16 protein-coding genes are annotated in these 20,099 nt (G+C 37.0%); 7 read left to right on the top strand and 9 right to left on the bottom strand.

Going from position 1 to position 20,099, the window contains the following annotated elements; genetic code table 11:
• Complete coding sequence (ctlX, locus tag IPI15_RS09750; protein WP_287420034.1) at window positions 1-927, top strand: citrulline utilization hydrolase CtlX; 927 nt, start codon at window positions 1-3, stop codon at window positions 925-927.
• 97 nt (window positions 928-1,024) lie between these two features.
• Complete coding sequence (locus tag IPI15_RS09755) at window positions 1,025-2,362, top strand: TrpB-like pyridoxal phosphate-dependent enzyme (RefSeq protein ID WP_287402086.1); 1,338 nt, start codon at window positions 1,025-1,027, stop codon at window positions 2,360-2,362.
• A 225-nt stretch (window positions 2,363-2,587) separates the two neighbouring features.
• Here the strand turns inward: IPI15_RS09755 and IPI15_RS09760 are convergent, their stop codons facing one another.
• Window positions 2,588-3,442, bottom strand: a complete 855-nt coding sequence (locus tag IPI15_RS09760; protein WP_287402087.1) for an SH3 domain-containing protein — start codon at window positions 3,440-3,442, stop codon at window positions 2,588-2,590.
• Window positions 3,443-3,643: 201 nt separating this feature from the next.
• Window positions 3,644-6,184 (bottom strand): TonB-dependent receptor, encoded by a 2,541-nt coding sequence (locus IPI15_RS09765; RefSeq protein ID WP_287402089.1) that lies wholly within the window; start codon window positions 6,182-6,184, stop codon window positions 3,644-3,646.
• Between the two features lie 197 nt (window positions 6,185-6,381).
• Here IPI15_RS09765 and IPI15_RS09770 point away from each other — a divergent pair, with 197 nt between their 5' ends.
• The 3 genes from IPI15_RS09770 to IPI15_RS09780 all read left to right on the top strand — a co-directional run bounded on the left by IPI15_RS09770 (window position 6,382) and on the right by IPI15_RS09780 (window position 10,342).
• Complete coding sequence (locus IPI15_RS09770; RefSeq protein WP_287420036.1) at window positions 6,382-7,185, top strand: queuosine precursor transporter; 804 nt, start codon at window positions 6,382-6,384, stop codon at window positions 7,183-7,185.
• An 885-nt stretch (window positions 7,186-8,070) separates the two neighbouring features.
• A complete protein-coding gene (gene rpsP / locus IPI15_RS09775; protein ID WP_287402093.1) occupies window positions 8,071-8,808 on the top strand; it encodes a 30S ribosomal protein S16 in 738 nt (245 codons plus the stop codon).
• Window positions 8,809-8,953: 145 nt separating this feature from the next.
• The gene (locus IPI15_RS09780) at window positions 8,954-10,342 is read left to right on the top strand and encodes a hypothetical protein (RefSeq protein WP_287402095.1); all 1,389 of its coding nucleotides are present in this window, start codon (window positions 8,954-8,956) and stop codon (window positions 10,340-10,342) included.
• 489 nt (window positions 10,343-10,831) lie between these two features.
• On the opposite strand, the gene IPI15_RS09785 is transcribed toward IPI15_RS09780, so the two are convergent.
• Both IPI15_RS09785 and dnaX read right to left on the bottom strand, forming a co-directional pair.
• Entirely contained in the window at window positions 10,832-11,431 is a 600-nt protein-coding gene (locus IPI15_RS09785; protein ID WP_287402097.1) for a hypothetical protein, read from the bottom strand.
• Between the two features lie 8 nt (window positions 11,432-11,439).
• A complete protein-coding gene (gene dnaX, locus IPI15_RS09790; RefSeq protein ID WP_287402099.1) occupies window positions 11,440-12,597 on the bottom strand; it encodes a DNA polymerase III subunit gamma/tau in 1,158 nt (385 codons plus the stop codon).
• Between the two features lie 203 nt (window positions 12,598-12,800).
• On the opposite strand from dnaX, the gene IPI15_RS09795 reads away from it, so the two are divergent.
• A complete protein-coding gene (locus IPI15_RS09795) occupies window positions 12,801-14,438 on the top strand; it encodes an NAD+ synthase (RefSeq protein WP_287402101.1) in 1,638 nt (545 codons plus the stop codon).
• Window positions 14,439-14,488: 50 nt separating this feature from the next.
• On the opposite strand, the gene IPI15_RS09800 is transcribed toward IPI15_RS09795, so the two are convergent.
• From IPI15_RS09800 to hscA, 5 genes are all read right to left on the bottom strand, one after another.
• Entirely contained in the window at window positions 14,489-14,854 is a 366-nt protein-coding gene (locus IPI15_RS09800; protein ID WP_287402103.1) for a hypothetical protein, read from the bottom strand.
• Between the two features lie 33 nt (window positions 14,855-14,887).
• On the bottom strand, window positions 14,888-15,271 hold the full coding sequence (locus IPI15_RS09805; protein ID WP_287402105.1) for a hypothetical protein: 384 nt from the start codon (window positions 15,269-15,271) through the stop codon (window positions 14,888-14,890).
• Window positions 15,272-15,347: 76 nt separating this feature from the next.
• Complete coding sequence (locus tag IPI15_RS09810; RefSeq protein WP_287402107.1) at window positions 15,348-15,704, bottom strand: translation initiation factor; 357 nt, start codon at window positions 15,702-15,704, stop codon at window positions 15,348-15,350.
• 2 nt (window positions 15,705-15,706) lie between these two features.
• A complete protein-coding gene (locus IPI15_RS09815) occupies window positions 15,707-16,795 on the bottom strand; it encodes a serine hydrolase domain-containing protein (protein WP_287402108.1) in 1,089 nt (362 codons plus the stop codon).
• A gap of 334 nt (window positions 16,796-17,129) precedes the next feature.
• Window positions 17,130-18,983: a Fe-S protein assembly chaperone HscA gene (hscA, locus tag IPI15_RS09820; protein WP_287420038.1), complete on the bottom strand. Its 1,854-nt coding sequence runs from the start codon at window positions 18,981-18,983 to the stop codon at window positions 17,130-17,132.
• A gap of 382 nt (window positions 18,984-19,365) precedes the next feature.
• Between hscA and IPI15_RS09825 the strand changes: the two genes are divergently transcribed.
• The gene (locus tag IPI15_RS09825) at window positions 19,366-19,989 is read left to right on the top strand and encodes a hypothetical protein (protein WP_287402110.1); all 624 of its coding nucleotides are present in this window, start codon (window positions 19,366-19,368) and stop codon (window positions 19,987-19,989) included.
• Window positions 19,990-20,099 lie beyond the last annotated feature (110 nt).

Consider the following 20,099-nt stretch of genomic DNA (forward strand, 5'->3'; position numbering starts at 1 on the left):
TTGGAGAAACAGTACACCAATTCTATAATGATGATCCGTCCATCGAACTTCATGTACAATGAGGAGACGGCCGTCACCAATGCCTTTCAGTCTGATGACGAAGGGGGAAAATCAAATAGTATAGGTAATGCAGCAGTCCAGGAATTCGACAATTTCGTTCTTCAGCTTAAAGCAATCGGTGTCAATGTGATCGTAATGCACGACACTTTGAACCCTATAAAGCCTGATGCGGTATTTCCAAACAACTGGATCTCCTTCCACGGCAACGGGACACTCATCACTTATCCCATGGCTACTGCCAACAGAAGAATAGAAAGAAGAGAGGATATCATAGATGCTTTAGGACTTATTTTCAAGGTCAACCATCGATATTCTTTTGAATCATCTGAGGACGACGACCAGTTTCTGGAAGGAACAGGAAGTATGATTCTAGATCGTCCAAATAAAATAGTGTATGCTTGTCTAAGTCCGCGAACAAACATATTTCTATTGGACAGATTTTGTTTACTCATGAATTATCAATTGGTATCCTTTTTTTCCACTGACCAAAACAACAAGGAGATCTACCATACCAACGTGATGATGGCCATCGCTGATAAGTATGCCGTGGTATGTCTCGAGAGTATTAAGGATGAGGATAAAAGAAATGAGGTGATTCATAGTCTTGAAAATAGTGGAAAGGAAATCATAGAAATAAGTTTTGATCAGGTGCTTCAATTTGCAGGCAATATGCTGCAGGTAGAGGGTAGTGGCGGTCAAAAATATATGGTTATGTCAGAGCGTGCATACAATTCACTAAGCAAAGAGCAGATCAATGCAATTGAAATGTATGATAAAATCCTTTCCATTCCGATCAATAATATTGAGAAATATGGTGGCGGAAGCGTCAGATGTATGATGGCTGAAGTATTCCTTCCTAAGAAATAATCAAAGAAATAGCAAAATTTAAAACAAAATATTTATTTTTATTTATAAATAGCGACCTGTCACAAACTCGTTGCAACAATTAACTAAAAGACAAAGCATGAATAGTATAGGAAAAGAGCAGGTTAAAACCAAGGCAGATCCGTATAAAATTCTTCTTACTGAAGACGAGATACCAACTCATTGGTACAATATACTGGGAGATATGAAGACGCAACCTCAGCCCACGTTGGATCCTGAGAATAATCAACCGGTCACGCGAGAATACTATTCGAAGTTATACTCTCAAGGCTGCGTAGACCAGGAATTTTCTACTGAAAAGTGGATCGAGATCCCTGATGAAGTGCGTGATTTGTACAAGATCTGGCGGCCAACTCCACTTGTGAGAGCCAAAAGATTGGAGAAGATATTAGGCACTGATTGCAAGATCTACTATAAGAATGAAGGTGTTAGCCCAAGTGGTTCACACAAGACTAACTCGGCTATACCTCAAGTATATTATGCTGCAAAAGATGGTGTCAAAAAAATCATCACGGAGACAGGCGCAGGTCAATGGGGAAGTGCAGTAGCTTTTGCAGCACAGTTATTCGGACTGAAATGTGAAGTATTCATGGTTCGTGGCCCTTATAATCAAAAACCAAGTCGCCGTCGTCTAATGCACTTATGGGGAGCACATGTGACACCTTCACCTAGTGATCAAACTTCAGTAGGTAGAAAGCAACTTGCCGAGAATCCTGATTCAAGAGGTTCATTGGGTACCGCCATTTCTGAAGCGATCGAATATGCTTCACGAGATGCCGGATCTAAATATGTAATCGGCAGTATCCAAAATTTTGTTTTATTGCATCAGACAGTTATAGGACAAGAATGTATCACTCAATTTGGCAAAGTAGATGAATTTCCGGATACCATTATAGCACCACTGGGTGGAGGTGCGAATTTCGCAGGTATTGCTTTTCCTTTTATGGAAAGTGTGTTGAACGGAAGTAAAAAAATCAAGTTCATCGCCAGCGAACCAGCCACCTGTCCAAAACTTTCAGAGGGAGAGTTTAGGTATGATTATGGTGATGTAGGCAAGAAAACGCCTTTATTCCCAATGTATACGCTTGGGCATGACTTTATGCCTGTGCCAAATCATCTAGTAGGCCTAAGATATCATGGTGCCGGATCGATCATTTCTCAACTTACAAAGGATGGCTTTATCACGGCACTTAATCACGATCAGAAAGAATGCTTAGAAGCAGGTATTCTATTTGCAAAGGCTGAAGGACTTGTTCCTGCGCCGGAGAGCACACACGCTATAGCCTCAGTGATCCAGGAAGTTAACCTTGCTAAAAAGGAAGGTAAGCCAAAAACTATTTTGTTCAACTTGTGTGGTCATGGTCATTTCGACCTGCATGCGTATGAGAGTTTTATGGCGGATAATTTTCAGATATGAGATTTAGATGCTAGAGGTTAGATGCTAGAAGTCAGAAGTCAGAAGTCAGAATGAGGCTTCTTGGAGCAATTACTGATTACTTTAGGACAACTTGTCATTTTCTAAAGCGTGAGGAGGAAGAATTCTGAATTTAAATCATTAATCGGTGCATTGATCATTGATAACACAAATTTTAGACTTGTCATTGATGGCATGGCTTTTAAACCATAACATCATTAGTCGAAATCAACAAGAACCCCCGATCGAAATAATTGTAAAGTCGCCATTTGTTAAGATGTTTATATATCCTTCCGGAGCAGAAAACCATAAGTCAACTGAATTTTCCTCAACCTTTTGTCCTCTCATTTCATACATTCTTTCGTTATATGGTTTATGATCTTTCAATTTCCACATTTCAAATTCTATGTATATAAAGAGCAATGCCTCATTGGTAGTAAGATTTGAGAAACAATAAGAAGCACTATATCCTTTTTCGGAATTACCGGTAGCCACTATTACATTTTCTTTAAATTGAAAATACCTGGTAATGTCATCTAAATAATTGACCTTAATATTGTAAGTATCTTTTTTAATTAATGTGTTCGTGCGCAATAAATAATCTTTTATATTTTCATGAGTAACACCATCATCCGCATCGCTTAGTAGCTTCATGACAGGATATTTTGATAGAAATCCTGAATAAATATATGCTATTTGGCCTTCATGTGATATCGCAATAAATTCACCTTTTAATTTAATATCGGCCCGATAATCTCTATAAAAATACTCGTCTTCAAAATAAAGGGGTGAACTATAATGTAATGGTCTGTCATTTTTAATAGAATTTATTAAATCATCATCCATTTCTTCAGACTTTACAATAAATCCTTCCAATATCAATGTGTAAATTACGCTGCTTTCAAAATAATTTTTCTTTACTTCTTCAATTTTTTCTCCATAGTTTAATTTTCCAATAATTTCTGAATTGGAATTAGGCGCTTTTCTGATATTTATTCCATTAACAGCCCAGACGTAATATGACTCGGCGCTTAAATTACAATTGAAAATAACTAGAAAAATAAGTGAAATTAAAACTTTCATAATTTGTAGCATTTATTTTCATTAAAGATAAAGCTATACTGAGAGTCTTGTAAAATAACTTATACGCTGATTAACTTTAACTATTATATTTTCGACTTCATCATTCATGAATCAAAATAGATAGGATTAATAATCGAAGCCTGCAGCCCACTCTCGCGTTCGCTACTCGCCGTTCGCTGTTCACCGATTTTTCATCTTTCATCAAAGAGTTATTCCCACTCTAGCAAATAAAAACGTCCCGCCAAATCCCATCTGAACAGGATCCCATGCACCACCACTTTCTGTCAAACTTGGTTCGTGAATGGTTGGATATAAATTGAATATGTTATTTCCTCCCACAGTTATCGAAACGTTTTTTGTTGCTCTAAATCCTAAACTAAGGTCAGTGACGATCCTTGCATCATAGGTATCCAGGTCATTTTCGTCATAATTCCAATTGGCCAATACCACTTTTGAAAATCTTGTAAATCGAGTGAAAATGGTGAATTTATTAACTGAATAATCTAGCGACAAACCAATCTTAGATTTGGGTGCTGATGCTTCAAGGAAATATCGTTCACGGAGATCAAAATAAGTATCTTCTTTTCCTGCAAGCTTTGCATTGGTGCTCACCTTAAGTATTTCAATTTCATTAAAGTTTGCAGCTAATGAAGTGTTCAATACACCATTTCCGATTGTAGCCCTATGTCCAAATACAAAATCAATTCCACGTGTTCTGGTGTCTAGTGCATTTGTAAAAAATTGAGCTCTGCCAACATTTAATGACTGTAATATTGTTCCAATATCAGGATCATCATCGGTAAATTGACCCGTCAAAACGATCCTATCCTTTACATCTACCATATACGCATCGGCAGTGATCGTAAAAGGGTAATGATTAAATACAAATCCTGCAGAGGTATTTTGAGATGTTTCTTGTTTTAATTTGTCGATACCAAGTTGCTTTGTAATTGGATTGTCATTGCTGGCGATTAAGACCTCGACAGGTTGACCGGCAACGAAATTTGTAATTGTACTATTGAAATATATCTGAGGTAAACTAGGTGCTCTAAATCCAGTGCTATAAGTCGCTCTAACCGCGAGTCCTTTAAATAATTCCAAACGCCCGGCGATTTTACCATTCAAGGTGCCCCCGAAGTCACTAAAATTTTCATACCGGAGTGCTCCACCAAAAACTAAATTTTTAGTAACATCCAATTCTGCATCTGCATACACTGCTAGATTGCTTCTGTTTTTATTCGTTTCATCTCCGGGTTGGAATCCAGGGAAACCTTGTGATCCTCCCGGTACACCGGCTTCATAGCTTTTCCAGGAATTTTCATCTCCTGCATAGATATTGTATTGTTCATATTTGTATTCACCGCCAAAGGCAAGGTTTAATCCTTTTAGCACTGTGGGTATATTACGGCTGGTACTCAGGTTGATGACGTCCTGTAGCAGCTTGAATCCCCCGGCTTTAAATGAAGTAGGAGACACAGCTCCAAGAGAAGTGTTCAGGGTTTTGTCCACAGAATAAATGAATTTATTATAACCACACATATTGCTCAAATCCCAGTCCCACTTGCCAAGTTTGACTTTGACACCATTTGCCACTGAAAGGTCATTGATATTGCTTTTGATGAGCGGGTCAAATCCATTGGGATAAATAGAAGGAATATTGCGATCGTCGTCTGCAAAGCGCGTCCATGCATAGGCATTTCCATTACGGTGGTTATATCCTCCAAATGAGTAGAAGTAAACTTTTTGGGTAATAGGGATGCCTACATTAACATACAGGGAAGAGTTGGTGATTTGCGGTTCGCCGAATTGCCTTCTTGCCAGGTCATCCGGATTGGTATTCGCCCTGTTAGTGAATCCTCTATAAGAATGGTCGGCAGTAATATTTACAAAGCCTTGTCCTATGTTGAACCCATAATTAGCGTTTACACCATAAGCACCTCCATCAAATTTTTTGTCATCAAATCTATATTTTGCTAATGCTGCGCCGCCATTCAAATTGACAGCTAATTCATCTGTTTTCTGTTTTAGGACGATGTTGATTACCCCAGCGATAGCATCACTTCCATATTGTGCAGAAGCGCCATCTCTAAGGATCTCTATCCTGTCTATTGCCGCCGCAGGAATCGTATTTAGGTCTGTTCCTGTATTTCCTCTACCTCTTGAACCATAAATATTTACCAGAGATGAAGGATGCTGTCTTTTGCCATTTATGAGCACCAGTGTTTGATCAGGTCCAAGTCCACGTAAGGAAGCCGGATCAATATGATCTGTGCCATCAGAACCAGACTGGCGATTGGAGTTAAAGCTTGGTGCAGCAAACTGTAGCATTTGATTGAGGTCTAACTGTCCAACCTTTGATGTCACATCTCTTATCTGAATCACATCTACCGGTGCGATGGATTGGGTGGATGATCTGTTGACATTTCTTGATCCGACAATTTCGATTGAACCGAGTTCAGTGCTTGCTTCTTCCAAGGTAATGTCGAGCATGCCATTTACATTTTTTACTTCAATTGTCTTGTATCCAATAAATGAAAATACTAAAGTTGGATTTTCAGCTGCTCGTAAAGAAAAACTACCATCAAAACCGGACACAGTGCCGCTATTAGTACCTTTGATCAAAATAGTAACACCTGGCAAACCGGCTCCAGAATTGTCTTTTACGACACCTACAACCTGAGTCTGAGCAAAAGAAATTTGAGCAATCAGGCAAACAAATAAAAAAAGTAAATTTCTAAACATGGTAAAAGCTTAATTAGATTAATGAATAAAAATTTGAAAATGTAGAAAGTGTAATTAGATAATAGGATTATCCAAATTGAATTCCATAAAAGTAATATTTTAAATTCTGATTTGAAAAAAATATTTTGAATGAAAGTTATGGTAAATAAGTGATCGACTATTTCAATACAAAACTATTATATTCGTAAGAAAAAAGCATGTCCCTAAGCAAGCACAATTATCTGAACAAGGAAAATACTTTATTTTATATACTGGGGGGAATATTTATATCCAATGCAATTCTGGCAGAATTGATCGGTGTAAAGATCTTTTCGATAGAGCATTTATTCGGACTTGACCCTGTCAATATGACTTTCTTTGGAAAGAGTGGCTTATCGTTCAGTCTGACCACAGGAGTTATTCTTTGGCCCGTGGTCTTCATCATGACTGACATCATTAATGAGTATTATGGTCCGAAGGGGATAAAGTTTTTATCTTATTTTACTGTTGTGCTCATACTCTATTCGTTCCTTGCCATAACATTAGCTATCCATGTACCTCCAGCGGATTTTTGGCCGAAATCGCACCTTTCTACAGGTTTATCTCCAGGAGATTATCGAAACGGAGTTGCGAATTACGACTCGGCCTTTCATTTGGTTTTCGGCCAAGGACTATACATCATTATAGGTTCGGTGGTTGCATTTTTGGTAAGTCAGGTCATAGATGTATATATTTTTCATAAAATCAAGCAGCGCACTGGCGAAAAGACGATGTGGATGCGTTCGACAGGAAGTACATTGGTTTCTCAGTTGATTGATAGTTTCGTGGTATTGTTTATTGCTTTTTACATTGGTGCGGGTTGGGATATGCGACTGGTACTGGCCATAGGTTTCGTTAATTATATTTATAAGTTTACAATTGCGATTTTGGTTACACCCTTATTGTATGTTATTCACAATATAATAGAGAAATTTTTGGGTGAAGAAGTTGCGGAAAGGCTGAAGAGGGAAGCTATGGGGTGAAGGGAGGGTAGAAGTCAGAAGTCAGAAATTAGAAGTCAGAAGTTGGAAATTAGAAATTAGAAGTCAGAAGTTACAATTCAGAAGTTACAATTCAGAAGTTACAATTCAGAAGTTAGTTAACTTGTAACGCTTTGCTTCCAAAATGAAAAAGATAACTTGAGAAAAATGGAACGCAGATGATGCAGATTTTGCAGATATTCATGATCAATTATTGTAGAGAAAGTCGATGTAAGAATTTCCCCCTTTGGAGGGTGAACAACGAAGAAAAGGTGCAAAAGCGACCTTTTCAAGGAAGTGAAACGAAACGAAGTCTCACGTCAGGGGGACAAAGTGTAGTCAGAACATTTTAAGCTTGACTACCGTAAGAATGAGGACAGGTAAGCTTAAGATGCTTCTGCGATGGTAGGGGGAGGAGTCCTTGATACATAGATCTTAATTAATTGATTAACAGCGAATTAAATTGAGTTATATAGGAGTTCACCTGCAGGCTTGCCCGATTGACGAAGTGAGGCGTGGAAACTCTTATAATATTTTCAACCAATTAAGATCATTGATATGTTTTTGGAATTAAACTATCTATTTCATAGTTAATAATATAGTCCATATTACTTGGTAAATATTAAATATGTATATTGTTAATTACCAATGCAATAAGCAACTCAGAAGCTTTAATTAACTAGGCTGCTTACTATGATTTTGAAAAGGGTCAGATATGATGTTTTAATAAGTGAAGATTCCTAACATTCAATCTTTAAAGAAAAAATACAACTAATCACAAATAATTAAGAAATAATACTTACTTTTGCGCCTCGTTAAATCCCTGTGGTTTGTTTACAAAGGATACAGGGTTGAATATCATATAATTAATTAAAAAATTTAACCGAAATGGCAGTTAAAATCAGATTACAAAGAAAAGGAAGAACTAAAGCCCCGTTTTATCACATCGTTATCGCTGATGCTCGTGCACCTCGTGATGGTAAGTACATAGAACGTATTGGTTCTTATAACCCAATGACCAAACCTGCGACCATCGACATCGATAGAGATGCAGCATACAATTGGTTGACTAAAGGCGCACAGCCAACAGATACTGTAAAAGCTATCCTACGTTTCAAAGGTGTATTGGTTAAGAAACACCTTATGAGAGGTGTGGCTAAAGGAGCAATGACAGTAGAACAGGCAGATGTTAAATTACAAGAGTGGATCGAAGCTAAAGAAAGCAAAATTGCTCAAAGAGTTGAAGGAACAAAAGTAGAAACTGAAGCTAAGAGAAAAGCTATTTCTGGTACTGCTAAAATAAAACCAGTTGTTGTTGTAGAAGAGGCGCCTGCTGAAGCAGCTGCAGAAGATATGGTTGTTGAACAAACTATAGAAGTAGCAGAAGAGGCTCCAGTAGTTGAGGAAGCTGCACCGGTAGCTGAAGCACCTGCAGCAGAAGAGGCTGCACCAGCAGTTGAAGAAGCACCAGTAGTTGAAGAAGCTGCAGATGTGGTTGAAGAAGCACCGGTAGCTGAGGCTGTTGAGGTAGCTCCAGCCGTTGAAGAAGTTGCTGATGAAGTGGTTGCCGAAACAGAAGCACCTGCTGCTCCTGAAGCAGAAGCAACTGACGAAGAAAAAGCTTAATTAATATTTTTTAATTAAAATATAAATAATCACAATAAATAGATTAAGTTTGTGCTTGACTATTTTTCTGTGTTGAAATGAACCTGGTAGGACCTAAAAATTCTACCAGGTTCCTATTTTAAAATAATACCTAATTCCTACTTTTATGGACCAAAATAAAGAAATTCAAAAAAGCATTGACGCCTTAAAGAATATTGCAGCTCAAATTCAGGCCTCTGAAGCACTGGCTACTTTCCAGGAAGAAGAAGATGAGGATAGTTACAAAGCACTTGTAGAAGAATTTGAAGCACCATTGATGGAGCTGCATGTAAATATCGCTAACCATTTTCCGTTAAATCTTGAAGCTTTTGAAACTGAATTTCTTAACCCGGATCTTGAAGGTCTTCTACTTCCCCGATTACTTGGCTTTAGTGTATTAAGAGGTTATCACGACAAGATATACAAATACCTTACTCCTCAGGATCATTTTAAAAACCTGTTGATCGCCATCGCAGAATCCCCAAACTTTGATTATATTAAAAACAGAATAGGCCAGACTGTGCAGATTGGCTTTGCACTAAGCAGCGATATCTGGATTACCAACCTTCTGGAAGGAATAGAGAATAAAAAAGTACACCTGTGGCTACAAACTCAGAAATTGGAGAAATTCTTCAATGTGGACAACAGGAAAGTGGCTTATACCAAATACAGAAATCAATTTATCTCACACAACTATTATACGGCAAAGATCCCCACTACCATGGGAGAACTAAAATTGTATTATCCTTCACTCAAATATTTTCTCTTCCAAAGACAAAGACTTCGTCTGGACAACAGCAATATAAAACCTGCAATCACAGAGCTTCTAAAGAATCCAATCATAGCTAATACAGAAGAACAGCATCAGATATTGTTTGTACTCTTAAACTTCTTCAATCTGGAAGGTAGTGACAGAACAGATGTTAAAACCATCCTCAATAAATTAAGAAAGGATGATGCGAACATCTCAGAGGAATATTTCGAATTTCTGATTGAGATGTATGAGAATAAAACGATTCTAGGTCCGGATAGTGATAAAAAGGTTAAAGAATTCCTTGACACAGCGATTGAAGATGATATCCTTGCCTATTATACCCTAGTTGAGCAACTTCATAGCAAAGGTTATATGCATGTGGACGTTGTAGAAGCAGTTAGAGAATATCTTGGCGACTATAAAGGCTTATCTAATCAGGCAGAAGCTGTAAGACAGGCCGTATTGCGTTACTTTAAGCAGTGGATAGACAATGCTGAGCCAAATGATTATCCTGAATTCTTTGAATTGTTTAAGACATTCAGCGTTTACATGGACCTATTCAGTAATAAACATTTCAATCAACAACTTGAATACTCCGCTATGGCTTATGTCAGAAGGATGATGGATTACTTTACAGACAAACGTGGTAAAGATTATCAGGATGTAAAGAAATTCGTTCAACATACATTTACTGAAGCTGGATTCTTAAAGGATAAAGAGGCTGTAGAAATGTTTAAGACTAAGAGGAAGCCAAAGGATTAATAATTGACTGTTAGCTTCTAGTTATTGGCTTATGGTGCTGAATTACAATCAATTTTAGTTTGAAATTTTAATTATAAATAAAGAATTGAAATGGAGAATTGAAAATGAGGGCCTAAATTGAATTTTCCAGCTGCATTTAGTTTTTATAATCTAACTTTTTTAAAGCGAAGTTCTTTTGCCTTAGAATAATCAGACCTGAGTAAATAGTCATTAAGTAAAATATGTAAGAGCTGATTTGAGATATATGAAGCCATATTTGCTCGAACAAGCATTACTTTCAAGTGTCTATTTGACCATCAATAATTTAGGGGAAGTCACAAAGAGATTTTATTCTTCGAATAGAATTTAGAAAAGATGGGAACTCTATATGCACAATTGCTCTTCGGTATTTCTAATTTCTAATTTCTAATTTCTAATTTCTAATTTCTAACTTCTAATTTCTGACTTCTAATTTCTGACTTCTGACTTCTAGCCTCTAACATCTGATCTCTACTCCTCCATCTTTACATTCAATCTATCAAACAGCTTCTGAACAAGAGGATTTTTCTCATTCAGAATTTTGAATTTTTCTGCTGAGGTGAGTGGTTTCATAGATTTCATATCTCCCATCAATGATGGATCTATAATGAAGCCAAAGGTAATTTTGACATTGCGTAAATGGTGTCTTAGAAATTCCAATAGAGCAGTTTCATTTATCAGCGTTTCTCTTTCATAATTTGAGCCAACGGTAAATTTGATCACATTTTCTTCATCACAATCGAATAATCTACTTTGAAGTATAAGTTTTACGGTGACAGAAGCCTTCTCGTTATACTGATTCATAAGTTCAATTACCTCTTTCAGATGATATTCATTGTTCTTATTGGCATGATCCTGCATTACAGATTTTGCTTCTACCTCAAATTTCTTAAGTTTATCTAGTTTAGTAGGAGGAGTCTTGATCTCATGAATGTGAGACTGCTGGACCTCTGCCTCCTCGGCTGTCAGCTGGTGACTAAAGGGTTCAATCTGCATGAGAGTAAGATCAGATTCTTCAGGACTTAGTTCCTGCTCAAGCTGCGGAGTTGAAGATACTGTAGGTTCGGCCAATGTTATTTTTACTGGCTCAGGGGCTTTTTTTTTTCACTGGTGTCTACAGGTACCGTATTGGTCCCGTTGATCATCGATTGTACGAAGATCATTTTGATCATGGTCATCTCTAAATGCAGCCTCTTATTGCGGGCGGTTCTGAAATTAATGTCACATTCACTGCATAATTCCATCCAGGTCAACAAATAATCTATACTTACAAGCTGAGACTGATGAAGATATTTGTCCCTGATGGCTGTTGTATTTTCAATCAAAGTAATAGTCGACACATCCTTACTTACCAATAACTGCCTAAAGTGTTCCGATAGGCCTGTAAGGAATACTTCCGGATCAAATCCTTTTTTCAATACTTCATCAATCGTAAGCATGATGCCGGATAGGTCTTCCGTAAGCAACTGATCGACTACTTTAAAATAATAAGTATAATCAAGTAAATTTAGATTCTCAGTTACTGCATCATAAGTAATATGATTATTAGTAGCTCCGGCTATTCTGTCAAATATAGAAAGTGCATCTCTCATAGCGCCATCAGCCTTTGTCGCTATCAAGTGAAGAGCTTCTTCTTCCGCTTTGATAGATTCTTGTGATGCTATGATATTTAATTGCTTTACAATATCACCCACCTGCAATCTCCTAAAATCGAATATTTGACAGCGGGATAGAATCGTAGGGAGAATCTTGTGCTTTTCCGTAGTAGCAAGTATGAAGATGGCATAAGGCGGCGGTTCTTCAAGTGTCTTTAAGAAAGCATTAAAGGCAGCAGTAGATAGCATGTGCACCTCATCAATAATAAAGACTTTGTATTTGCCGGATAGAGGTGGTATTCTTACCTGTTCGATGAGATTACGAATGTGATCCACACTATTATTAGAGGCAGCATCTAGTTCAAATATAGAAAAAGAAGCATTGTCATCGAAAGATATGCAAGACTCACATTTGCCACATGGCTCATAATCTGCTGTCATATCCAGGCAATTCAAGGTCTTGGCAAGTATCCTTGCACACGTCGTCTTACCTACACCTCGAGGTCCTGTAAACAAAAATGCATGAGCCAGTTTGTCCTGAGAAAAAGCCATCTTGAGCGTATGGGAAATATGTTCCTGTCCCAACACGTCGGCAAAACGTGTAGGCCTGTACTTCCTCGCTGATACTATAAATTGTGACATATTTGAGGTGGTGAAAGTAGATAGAAATTAGTAATAATTAGGATTTATTTTTGTTAAAATTGTAATAATCGAGATATCAATATGGTAAACAAGATAATCAAATGAGTGTTGAATGGTGAAGACTATTTTCGGTACTTTTCCTATAAACAGCTTATCTTTCCATTTCAAATGTTGAATATATTACTTGATCTAAAAGATTAACTATGCGGATAGCACTAGCCCAACTTGATTATATGATCGGAGATTTCGAGGGGAATCTTTCTAAAATGAAAAATTACATTCAAAAAGCAAGATCAATGAAAGCGGATCTCGTTTGTTTTGGTGAATTGGCAACTTGTGGATATCCACCTCGGGATTTTCTTGAGTTCAGTGATTTTATCGCTAAGTGCAATCAAAGCATTGAATCCTTGATTCATGAATCCAAAGATATAGCCATCATTGTTGGCTCGCCAACAATTAATCCCGTATTGGAAGGTAAAGATCTTTTCAATTCAGCCTATTTTCTGGCAGATGGTAAAGTACTTGGAGTGGCACATAAGGCATTGCTCCCCACATATGATATTTTTGATGAATATAGATATTTTGAACCTGCTAATGATTTTGAATGTATTGATTTCAGAGGATATAAGATCGCTTTGACTATTTGCGAGGATATCTGGAATGTTGGCAATGAAAATCCATTATATGCTGTATGTCCAATGGATGAATTGATCAAACAAGGACCGGATTTCATGATCAATGTTTCTGCTTCTCCATTCTCCTACAAGCAGGCCAAAGAAAGAATATCGATTGTTCAGACCAATGTAGCCAGATATAAGGTTCCTATGATGTACATAAATCATGTGGGAGCTCAAACTGATGTAATTTTTGATGGCGGATCACTTGTAGTTTCTAGTGATGGAATGGTATTCGATGAGATGAAATATTTTGAAGAAGATATTTCAGTTTACGAATTGGATGATATCATGATAGGTGGTATTCAAAGGGAACAGTCAAAAGATAAAATTGCTTTAATCTATGAAGCACTTAAATTGGGTATTAAGGATTATTTCAGGAAATTAAATTTTAAAACGGCTATTTTAGGACTTTCTGGTGGAATTGATTCTGCATTAACTGCAGTCCTGGCAACTCATGCTCTTGGAAAAGAAAATGTTAGAGTATTGCTTATGCCATCTCAATATAGTAGTTCACATAGTTTAGAAGATGCAATTTTATTGGCACAAAAGTTAGGGATTCGTTTCGATATTGTACCGATCAAGGATGTGTACTCCGCCTATGAGACCATACTGCAGCCTTTATTCATAGGAAAAGAGGCAAACATTACGGAGGAAAATATTCAGGCTCGCATACGTGGCATGTTACTCATGGCTATTTCAAATAAATATGGCAATATCTTACTTAATACGAGTAACAAGAGTGAAATGGCAGTAGGTTATGGCACTTTGTATGGTGATATGTGTGGGGGAATTGCAGTTTTGGGTGATGTTTATAAGATGGAGGTATACGCTCTTGCTAATTATATCAATAGAATGGAGGAAATAATTCCTCATAATTCAATCTATAAACCACCATCCGCTGAATTAAGGCCGGATCAAAAAGACAGCGATAGCTTACCGCCATATGAGGATCTTGATCGGGTATTATTCGAATATATTGAAAATAGAAAAGGACCGGAAGAAATCGTTGCTTTAGGCTTTGACGCTGCTTTGGTCGCAAGGATTTTGAGAATGGTCAACATGAATGAATTTAAGCGAGAGCAAACCGCTCCTGTGATCAGAGTTTCACCCAAGGCTTTCGGCATGGGGCGCAGGATGCCAATTGTAGGAAAATACCTGGCATAAAAAAACCACCTTTCTTTCGAGAAAGGTGGCCTTATCTGTAAAGATGGTCTTTAGTATTTCCCTTGGGAAATTGCTACAAATTCATCTGTTTTTGCTTTCATATATTCTGTCAACTTCGTAAGGTCATCTCCTTGAGCTTGCTTAAGAGCTTCACTCCCTTTAGCTGAAAGTTCTTTTCCTTTATTGCCCAATTCCACCATTTTGGCTTGATCTTTAGTTTTCATTGCCTCAGTATACTCAATTAGGTAAGCATCATATGCTTGCATGTAATCTTTCACAGCGGAAGACTCTGTTTCCGGCATAGGCACAGAAGTTGATGTTTCTTCAACTTTAGTCTCAGTTGTCTCTGTAGTAGCAGTTTTTTTGCAAGCACCCATAGCAAATGCTAAAAAAACGAAAAGAACAATTTTTTTCATGTTATAATAATTTGTAATTGATAAATATTTAAATTATTTAGCTCCTCCAGAGATTCTGGCGAACTCATTGGCTCTCATCTTAATGTACTCTGTAAGTTTTACTGCATCATCACCAGTTAAATTAGCCAGAGCTTCAGTGCCTTTAGATGATAATGTTATCATTTTAGTGCCTAATTCCTGAAGTTTTACCTGATCTTTTGATTCCACTGCTGCAGTATATTCCGCTAGAAAAGCATCGTATTCCTTTATATATTCCTGAGCCGCAGGATCAGATAGGGTAGGAGCTTCAGTGAGTGTAATCGCGTCCGTGGTGCCCATCTCTACATTAGCCTCATCGGCGGACTTCATTTCTTTTGATTCATTTTTACAAGCACCTAATGAGAGGGCAAAAAGAAGGAAAAAAATTAATTTATTCATATTATTTTTTGTTTTAAAATTTAATCTAATAAATATGCAAAGGTAATATAAAAATATTTTACATGTGTTTTATCTTTTAGCCACCTCCCGTGCCTTTTGTGCCTGAATACCCAAGTTCTATTAATAGTTTAATAACTTTTTCTTTGTGATTGCCCTGAAGAATGATCTCATTGTCTTTGGCTGTGCCACCAACACCACATTTGTTTTTTAGCTGCTTTCCTAAAGACTCAAGTTCTTCTATCCTGCCTGTGTATCCTGTGACGAGCGTTACTTCCTTTCCACCACGTTGTTTTCTGTCTATTGCTACACGTAATGCAATTTTATTCTTTTCAACATCTTCAGAACTTTGTAACGCATCCGAAAAAAAATTGTAGTTAAAGTCAGGATTGGTTGAATAAACGACCCCGTCTCTATTTTTTTTGTTTTTAGACATAATTAATAAGTCCTTGTAAATTGATAATTGATCATTCTGAGGATGTGCATGCCCAAAGAATGTATTGATTGACCTGAGTTACTTAATATTATGACGCAAGTTTGGGTCTGAGGTACAAAACCAAGAAATGCTGAACATCCTTTCATAACCCCAGTCATAAAATATAAGTTCCCACTTTTTTTTGTTTTGACCCATCTGAATCCTCCACTGCTAAAGCTTTCTTTTATATTTTTTTTATCATTAGCATTGATTTCTAGAGCAAATTTTTTAAAATCATCTTTTCCGGACAATCTTAAATACACCTGACTAAGTATGATAAGATCATGAAGGTCAGTGAGGAGACCCATAGCCGGCATGAATCCATTGAGATGTTCGAATCCTACCTTTCTGCCTTGCGCTGTATATAGTGTCGGGATTTCACTATTTTTATAATCTTCAACATCCTTGTAAAAAGTGTTTTTCATTTCAGGAATAAAACTTCCTTCTTTATGGACCCTTGTGTCTGTTACCATCCAAAGTATCTTCCCAAGCAGGTAGTAATTGTATTGTGAATGAGTGGAGAGTTTATTTGCAGTGTTTACTTTACTCCAAATTGCAAGATATTTGTCAATAGTATCTGCTGGTATGTTTATGTATGAATCGTCCGGATCGGACTTGAATGGTGTTAATTCAGGAAGAATCTTTGGCAAACCTGAAGTATGCGACATCAGTTGGCCTATAGTAAGATCATTGATCCAGGAATCTTTAAAAGGTGCTATTTTGAATTTTTTTAAAGAGTCTGACTGAGAGATCAACCCCAATTCAAACATTTGATATGCAAGCATTGTAAGTTGTGCATGAGATAGACCTCCCACCTGGAAAATAGTCGTGTCAGAGACCGGAATGTTTGATTCTTTTGATAAAGTGCCAATTGAATAGGTGTAAGTGGAATCCCAGTCTAATACTGCTATCATTGTACCTGAAGCACTGCTCAGGTCAACATCTTCTTCGTTCTTAATGATCTTTTGAATCTCGCCGAAAAGATGATCTTTTTGACCTGAGAGGACTCCTGTATACAGTAATATTATGTAGGTTAGAAGATTAGTTTTCATTCTTTTTAAAATAACTAGTAATTTGAATTACTTATCGTGCTGGTCGTCAATGAAATAGATATTAGTAATTTGCATAATAAATTTTCCTTTTACACCGGTCTTAACAATAATTATAAAATAGTAATTTCAGTTTTAGAATTTTCTATATTTAGTTAAATGATTTCATATGAGCGAAACAATCATCGGAGTTTCCCCGCCGTCGTTGCACTTTGTCGGGCAAGCCCGCCGTCGTTGCACCTTGTCAGGCAAGATTCTGATTTCAAATTTCAAATTTCAGACTTTTAGTTAAATACCATCTATATTTTCATTGATGATTAAGTGTCCGAATCTTCAGTTAGATAATCGACTTACCCGTCAACGACTCCCTAATAGTTTTATCCATTGCTATTTCAGCTAGAGGCCTTCCGATCTGATCCAACTGATGCATGATATCATTAATTAGGTCCTTATCACTTCCTTTTATACTTTTTCTCAACTCATCTACGGTCATCATTAATGGCAATAATTGTTCCTCACTAAATATAAGTTGGTGATTTTTAACAAACTTTTCTGAAGATTGAATAACGTTTTGTGCCTCATTTCGTGCTTCGATCAATGCTTTTGAGTCTATATCTGTCTGAGCATTTTTGATCGAATCAATTAGCATTAAGGCCATTTCTTCCTCACTGATGCCATATTGTGCTTTGATCTCAACTTTTGTTTCAGTATTTGATCTAAGTTCTTTAGCACGCACAATGAGTATTCCGTCTGCATCTACCCAAAAAGAAACTTCTATTTTAGGCAAACCGGCAGACATAGGAGGAATGCCTTTTAAAATGAATTCTCCAAGTTTTCTATTATTTTGAACTAGATCTCTTTCTCCTTGATAAACTGCAATTTTGAGATTGATCTGTCCATCTATTGAAGTGGTATAATTGCGTCCTGCTGAAGACGGAATTTTTGTATTTCTTGGAATTATCACATCCATAAGGCCTCCCATGGTCTCAATACCTAAAGAAAGCGGAGTGACGTCCAATAAAAGTAGGTTACTTTGATTCCCGGCAAGAATATCTGCCTGTACAGCCGCTCCCAGAGCTACCACCTGATCAGGGTCAATTGAGTCATTTACTTTTTTACCAAAGAATTTACTGACAGCATCTTTCACAGCCGGAATTCTGGTTGATCCGCCTACCATTATTATATCATCGATATCTTGAGTTTTTAACTCAGCATCTTTTAATGCATTAATAGTTAGGTCAATAGTTTTTTGAATTATTGGTTGGATTGCGGCATCCACAGCAGCTTTATTCACTGTTATTTCCTTACCTAGAAAGATAAATGAGTGATCGTCTTTTTGAGATAACTGTTTCTTGCTTTCCTCTGCTAATAGTCTGAGCTGTTGGCGCTCAGAAGAACTTAATGTATCAAGATCTATTTGAAATTTTGTTGCGATAAGCTGCAAAATAGCCTGATCAATATCATCTCCACCGAGCCAGGTATCACCTTTGGTCGATAATACTTCGAAGATGCCGTCCTCCAATGTTAAAACACTCAAGTCGAAGGTGCCTCCACCCAAGTCATAAACTGCAATGTTTTTACTCTTTTCGGATGTCTTATCGAATCCATATGCCAATGCTGCAGCTGTCGGTTCATTGACGATGCGCAGGACATTCCAGCCGGCTAGCTTTCCAGCGTCCTTTGTAGCCTGGCGTTGACTGTCATTGAAATATGCAGGAACAGTGATCACGCATTCATGGACTTCTTGATTCAAAACTAATTCTGCCCTTGCTTTCAATTCTTTGAGGATGATGGCCGAGAGCTCTACTGGTGTGTAATACTTTTTTCCGGACTTAACTTTTACCAAGCTTTCAGCATCCGTGTCGAGGATCTCGTAACTGAAAAAATCTTTAGAATTTTCAACATCATTAAAAGATCTACCCATTAGCCTTTTGACAGAAAAAATTGTTCTGGATGGATCTGAAATAAGTTTATCCTTAGCTATTTCTCCTATTGAAGCGAGATCATTTTCGTCAAAATAGATAACAGAAGGTACCAAAACAGACTTCCCATCATGATCTGGCATAACGGTTGGTTGACCATCATTTATGTAGGCAATCAGACTGTTGGTAGTTCCTAGATCTATACCCACTATGATCCTTTCTTCCTTTTTAATATCGCCTGATTTCAGGTCTATGGCTATTTTCGACATAATAGTTAGAACAATAAAATATTTGAATAGTTGATAGATGATCCGGATTGCAAAGGTATAAAAGTCCTTTCAAATGGGTAATGGGTAATGAGTGATGTAATGGGGGCAGAATGAGTAGTAATGTATAATGTTGGATTCGGCCTATAGCTTAAAGCGCATTGCTTATAGCCTATTTGACTATTGACAATTTCACACAGTTGCACGAAGAAGCCCAAAGTTTCACAAAGAGTAAGAGTAAACTTAGAAAGTCATTCTAAATTCTGACTTCTATCTTCTAGTTTCTAAAAGAGAGATCAACTTTTCGCAATTAATTATATTTTCTTAGAAACCTTATTTAAAAGTATAAATTATTTATTTTTGCAACAATTAACGAAGATGTATAATGTATAAGTGGTTCATTTATTGTGTTTTTTTGGTATTCGCAAGTTGTAAATTTGACAATAAAGACAGTGGCAGGGAATTGATAGAAGTCAACAGTGATACTTTAGAGGAAGAATCGCTCCCACTGACTACCTCTGATGAAATTCTCGATGTAGCGCCGGAACACATGGGCGGGCTTACAAAGCGTGATGGTGAATATGTGATCGTAGCAAGTGATTTTGTAGAAGCGACCATCATGGAAGATTATAATTCGATTAAAAATGTATCGGAAAATTACTCTTCTACTTTCAATATATCAGCAAGGAAAACTGCCGACACACCTTCGAAAGACCGGGACTCAATAGTTTCCATGAAATTCAAAGCTTCTTTGATCGAATTCAGAAAGAGGGAAGGTAAAGAAGATCAATTAGTCATGGCAAATTTTAAAAATGAATTATTTCTGCTTCAGAATGGCCTGAGAACAGGCCTTGATCGACAGGAAATGCTTGCAAAATTTGGTATAAAAGAGCAGGTAATGCAGGACACGATTGAGGTTGTTTCTGAAAAAAATGAAAATAAGATCGTGCTCTTTATGAAAAAGGATATGTTGATCAAGATCGAGATATTACCGGAGCAGAAGAAATAAATTCCACGCTTGAAATTAAATAACCTAGTTTAAAATTAGCCCTTCACTGTTACAATCAGTGCATTTCACCTCTTTTTATTAAAAATTTGTTGAATCAAAATAACTTCGTA

Origin of the sequence: Candidatus Brachybacter algidus, from assembly GCF_016707225.1 — a bacterium.
GTDB classification, from domain to species: Bacteria; Bacteroidota; Bacteroidia; order Chitinophagales; family Saprospiraceae; genus Parvibacillus; species Parvibacillus algidus.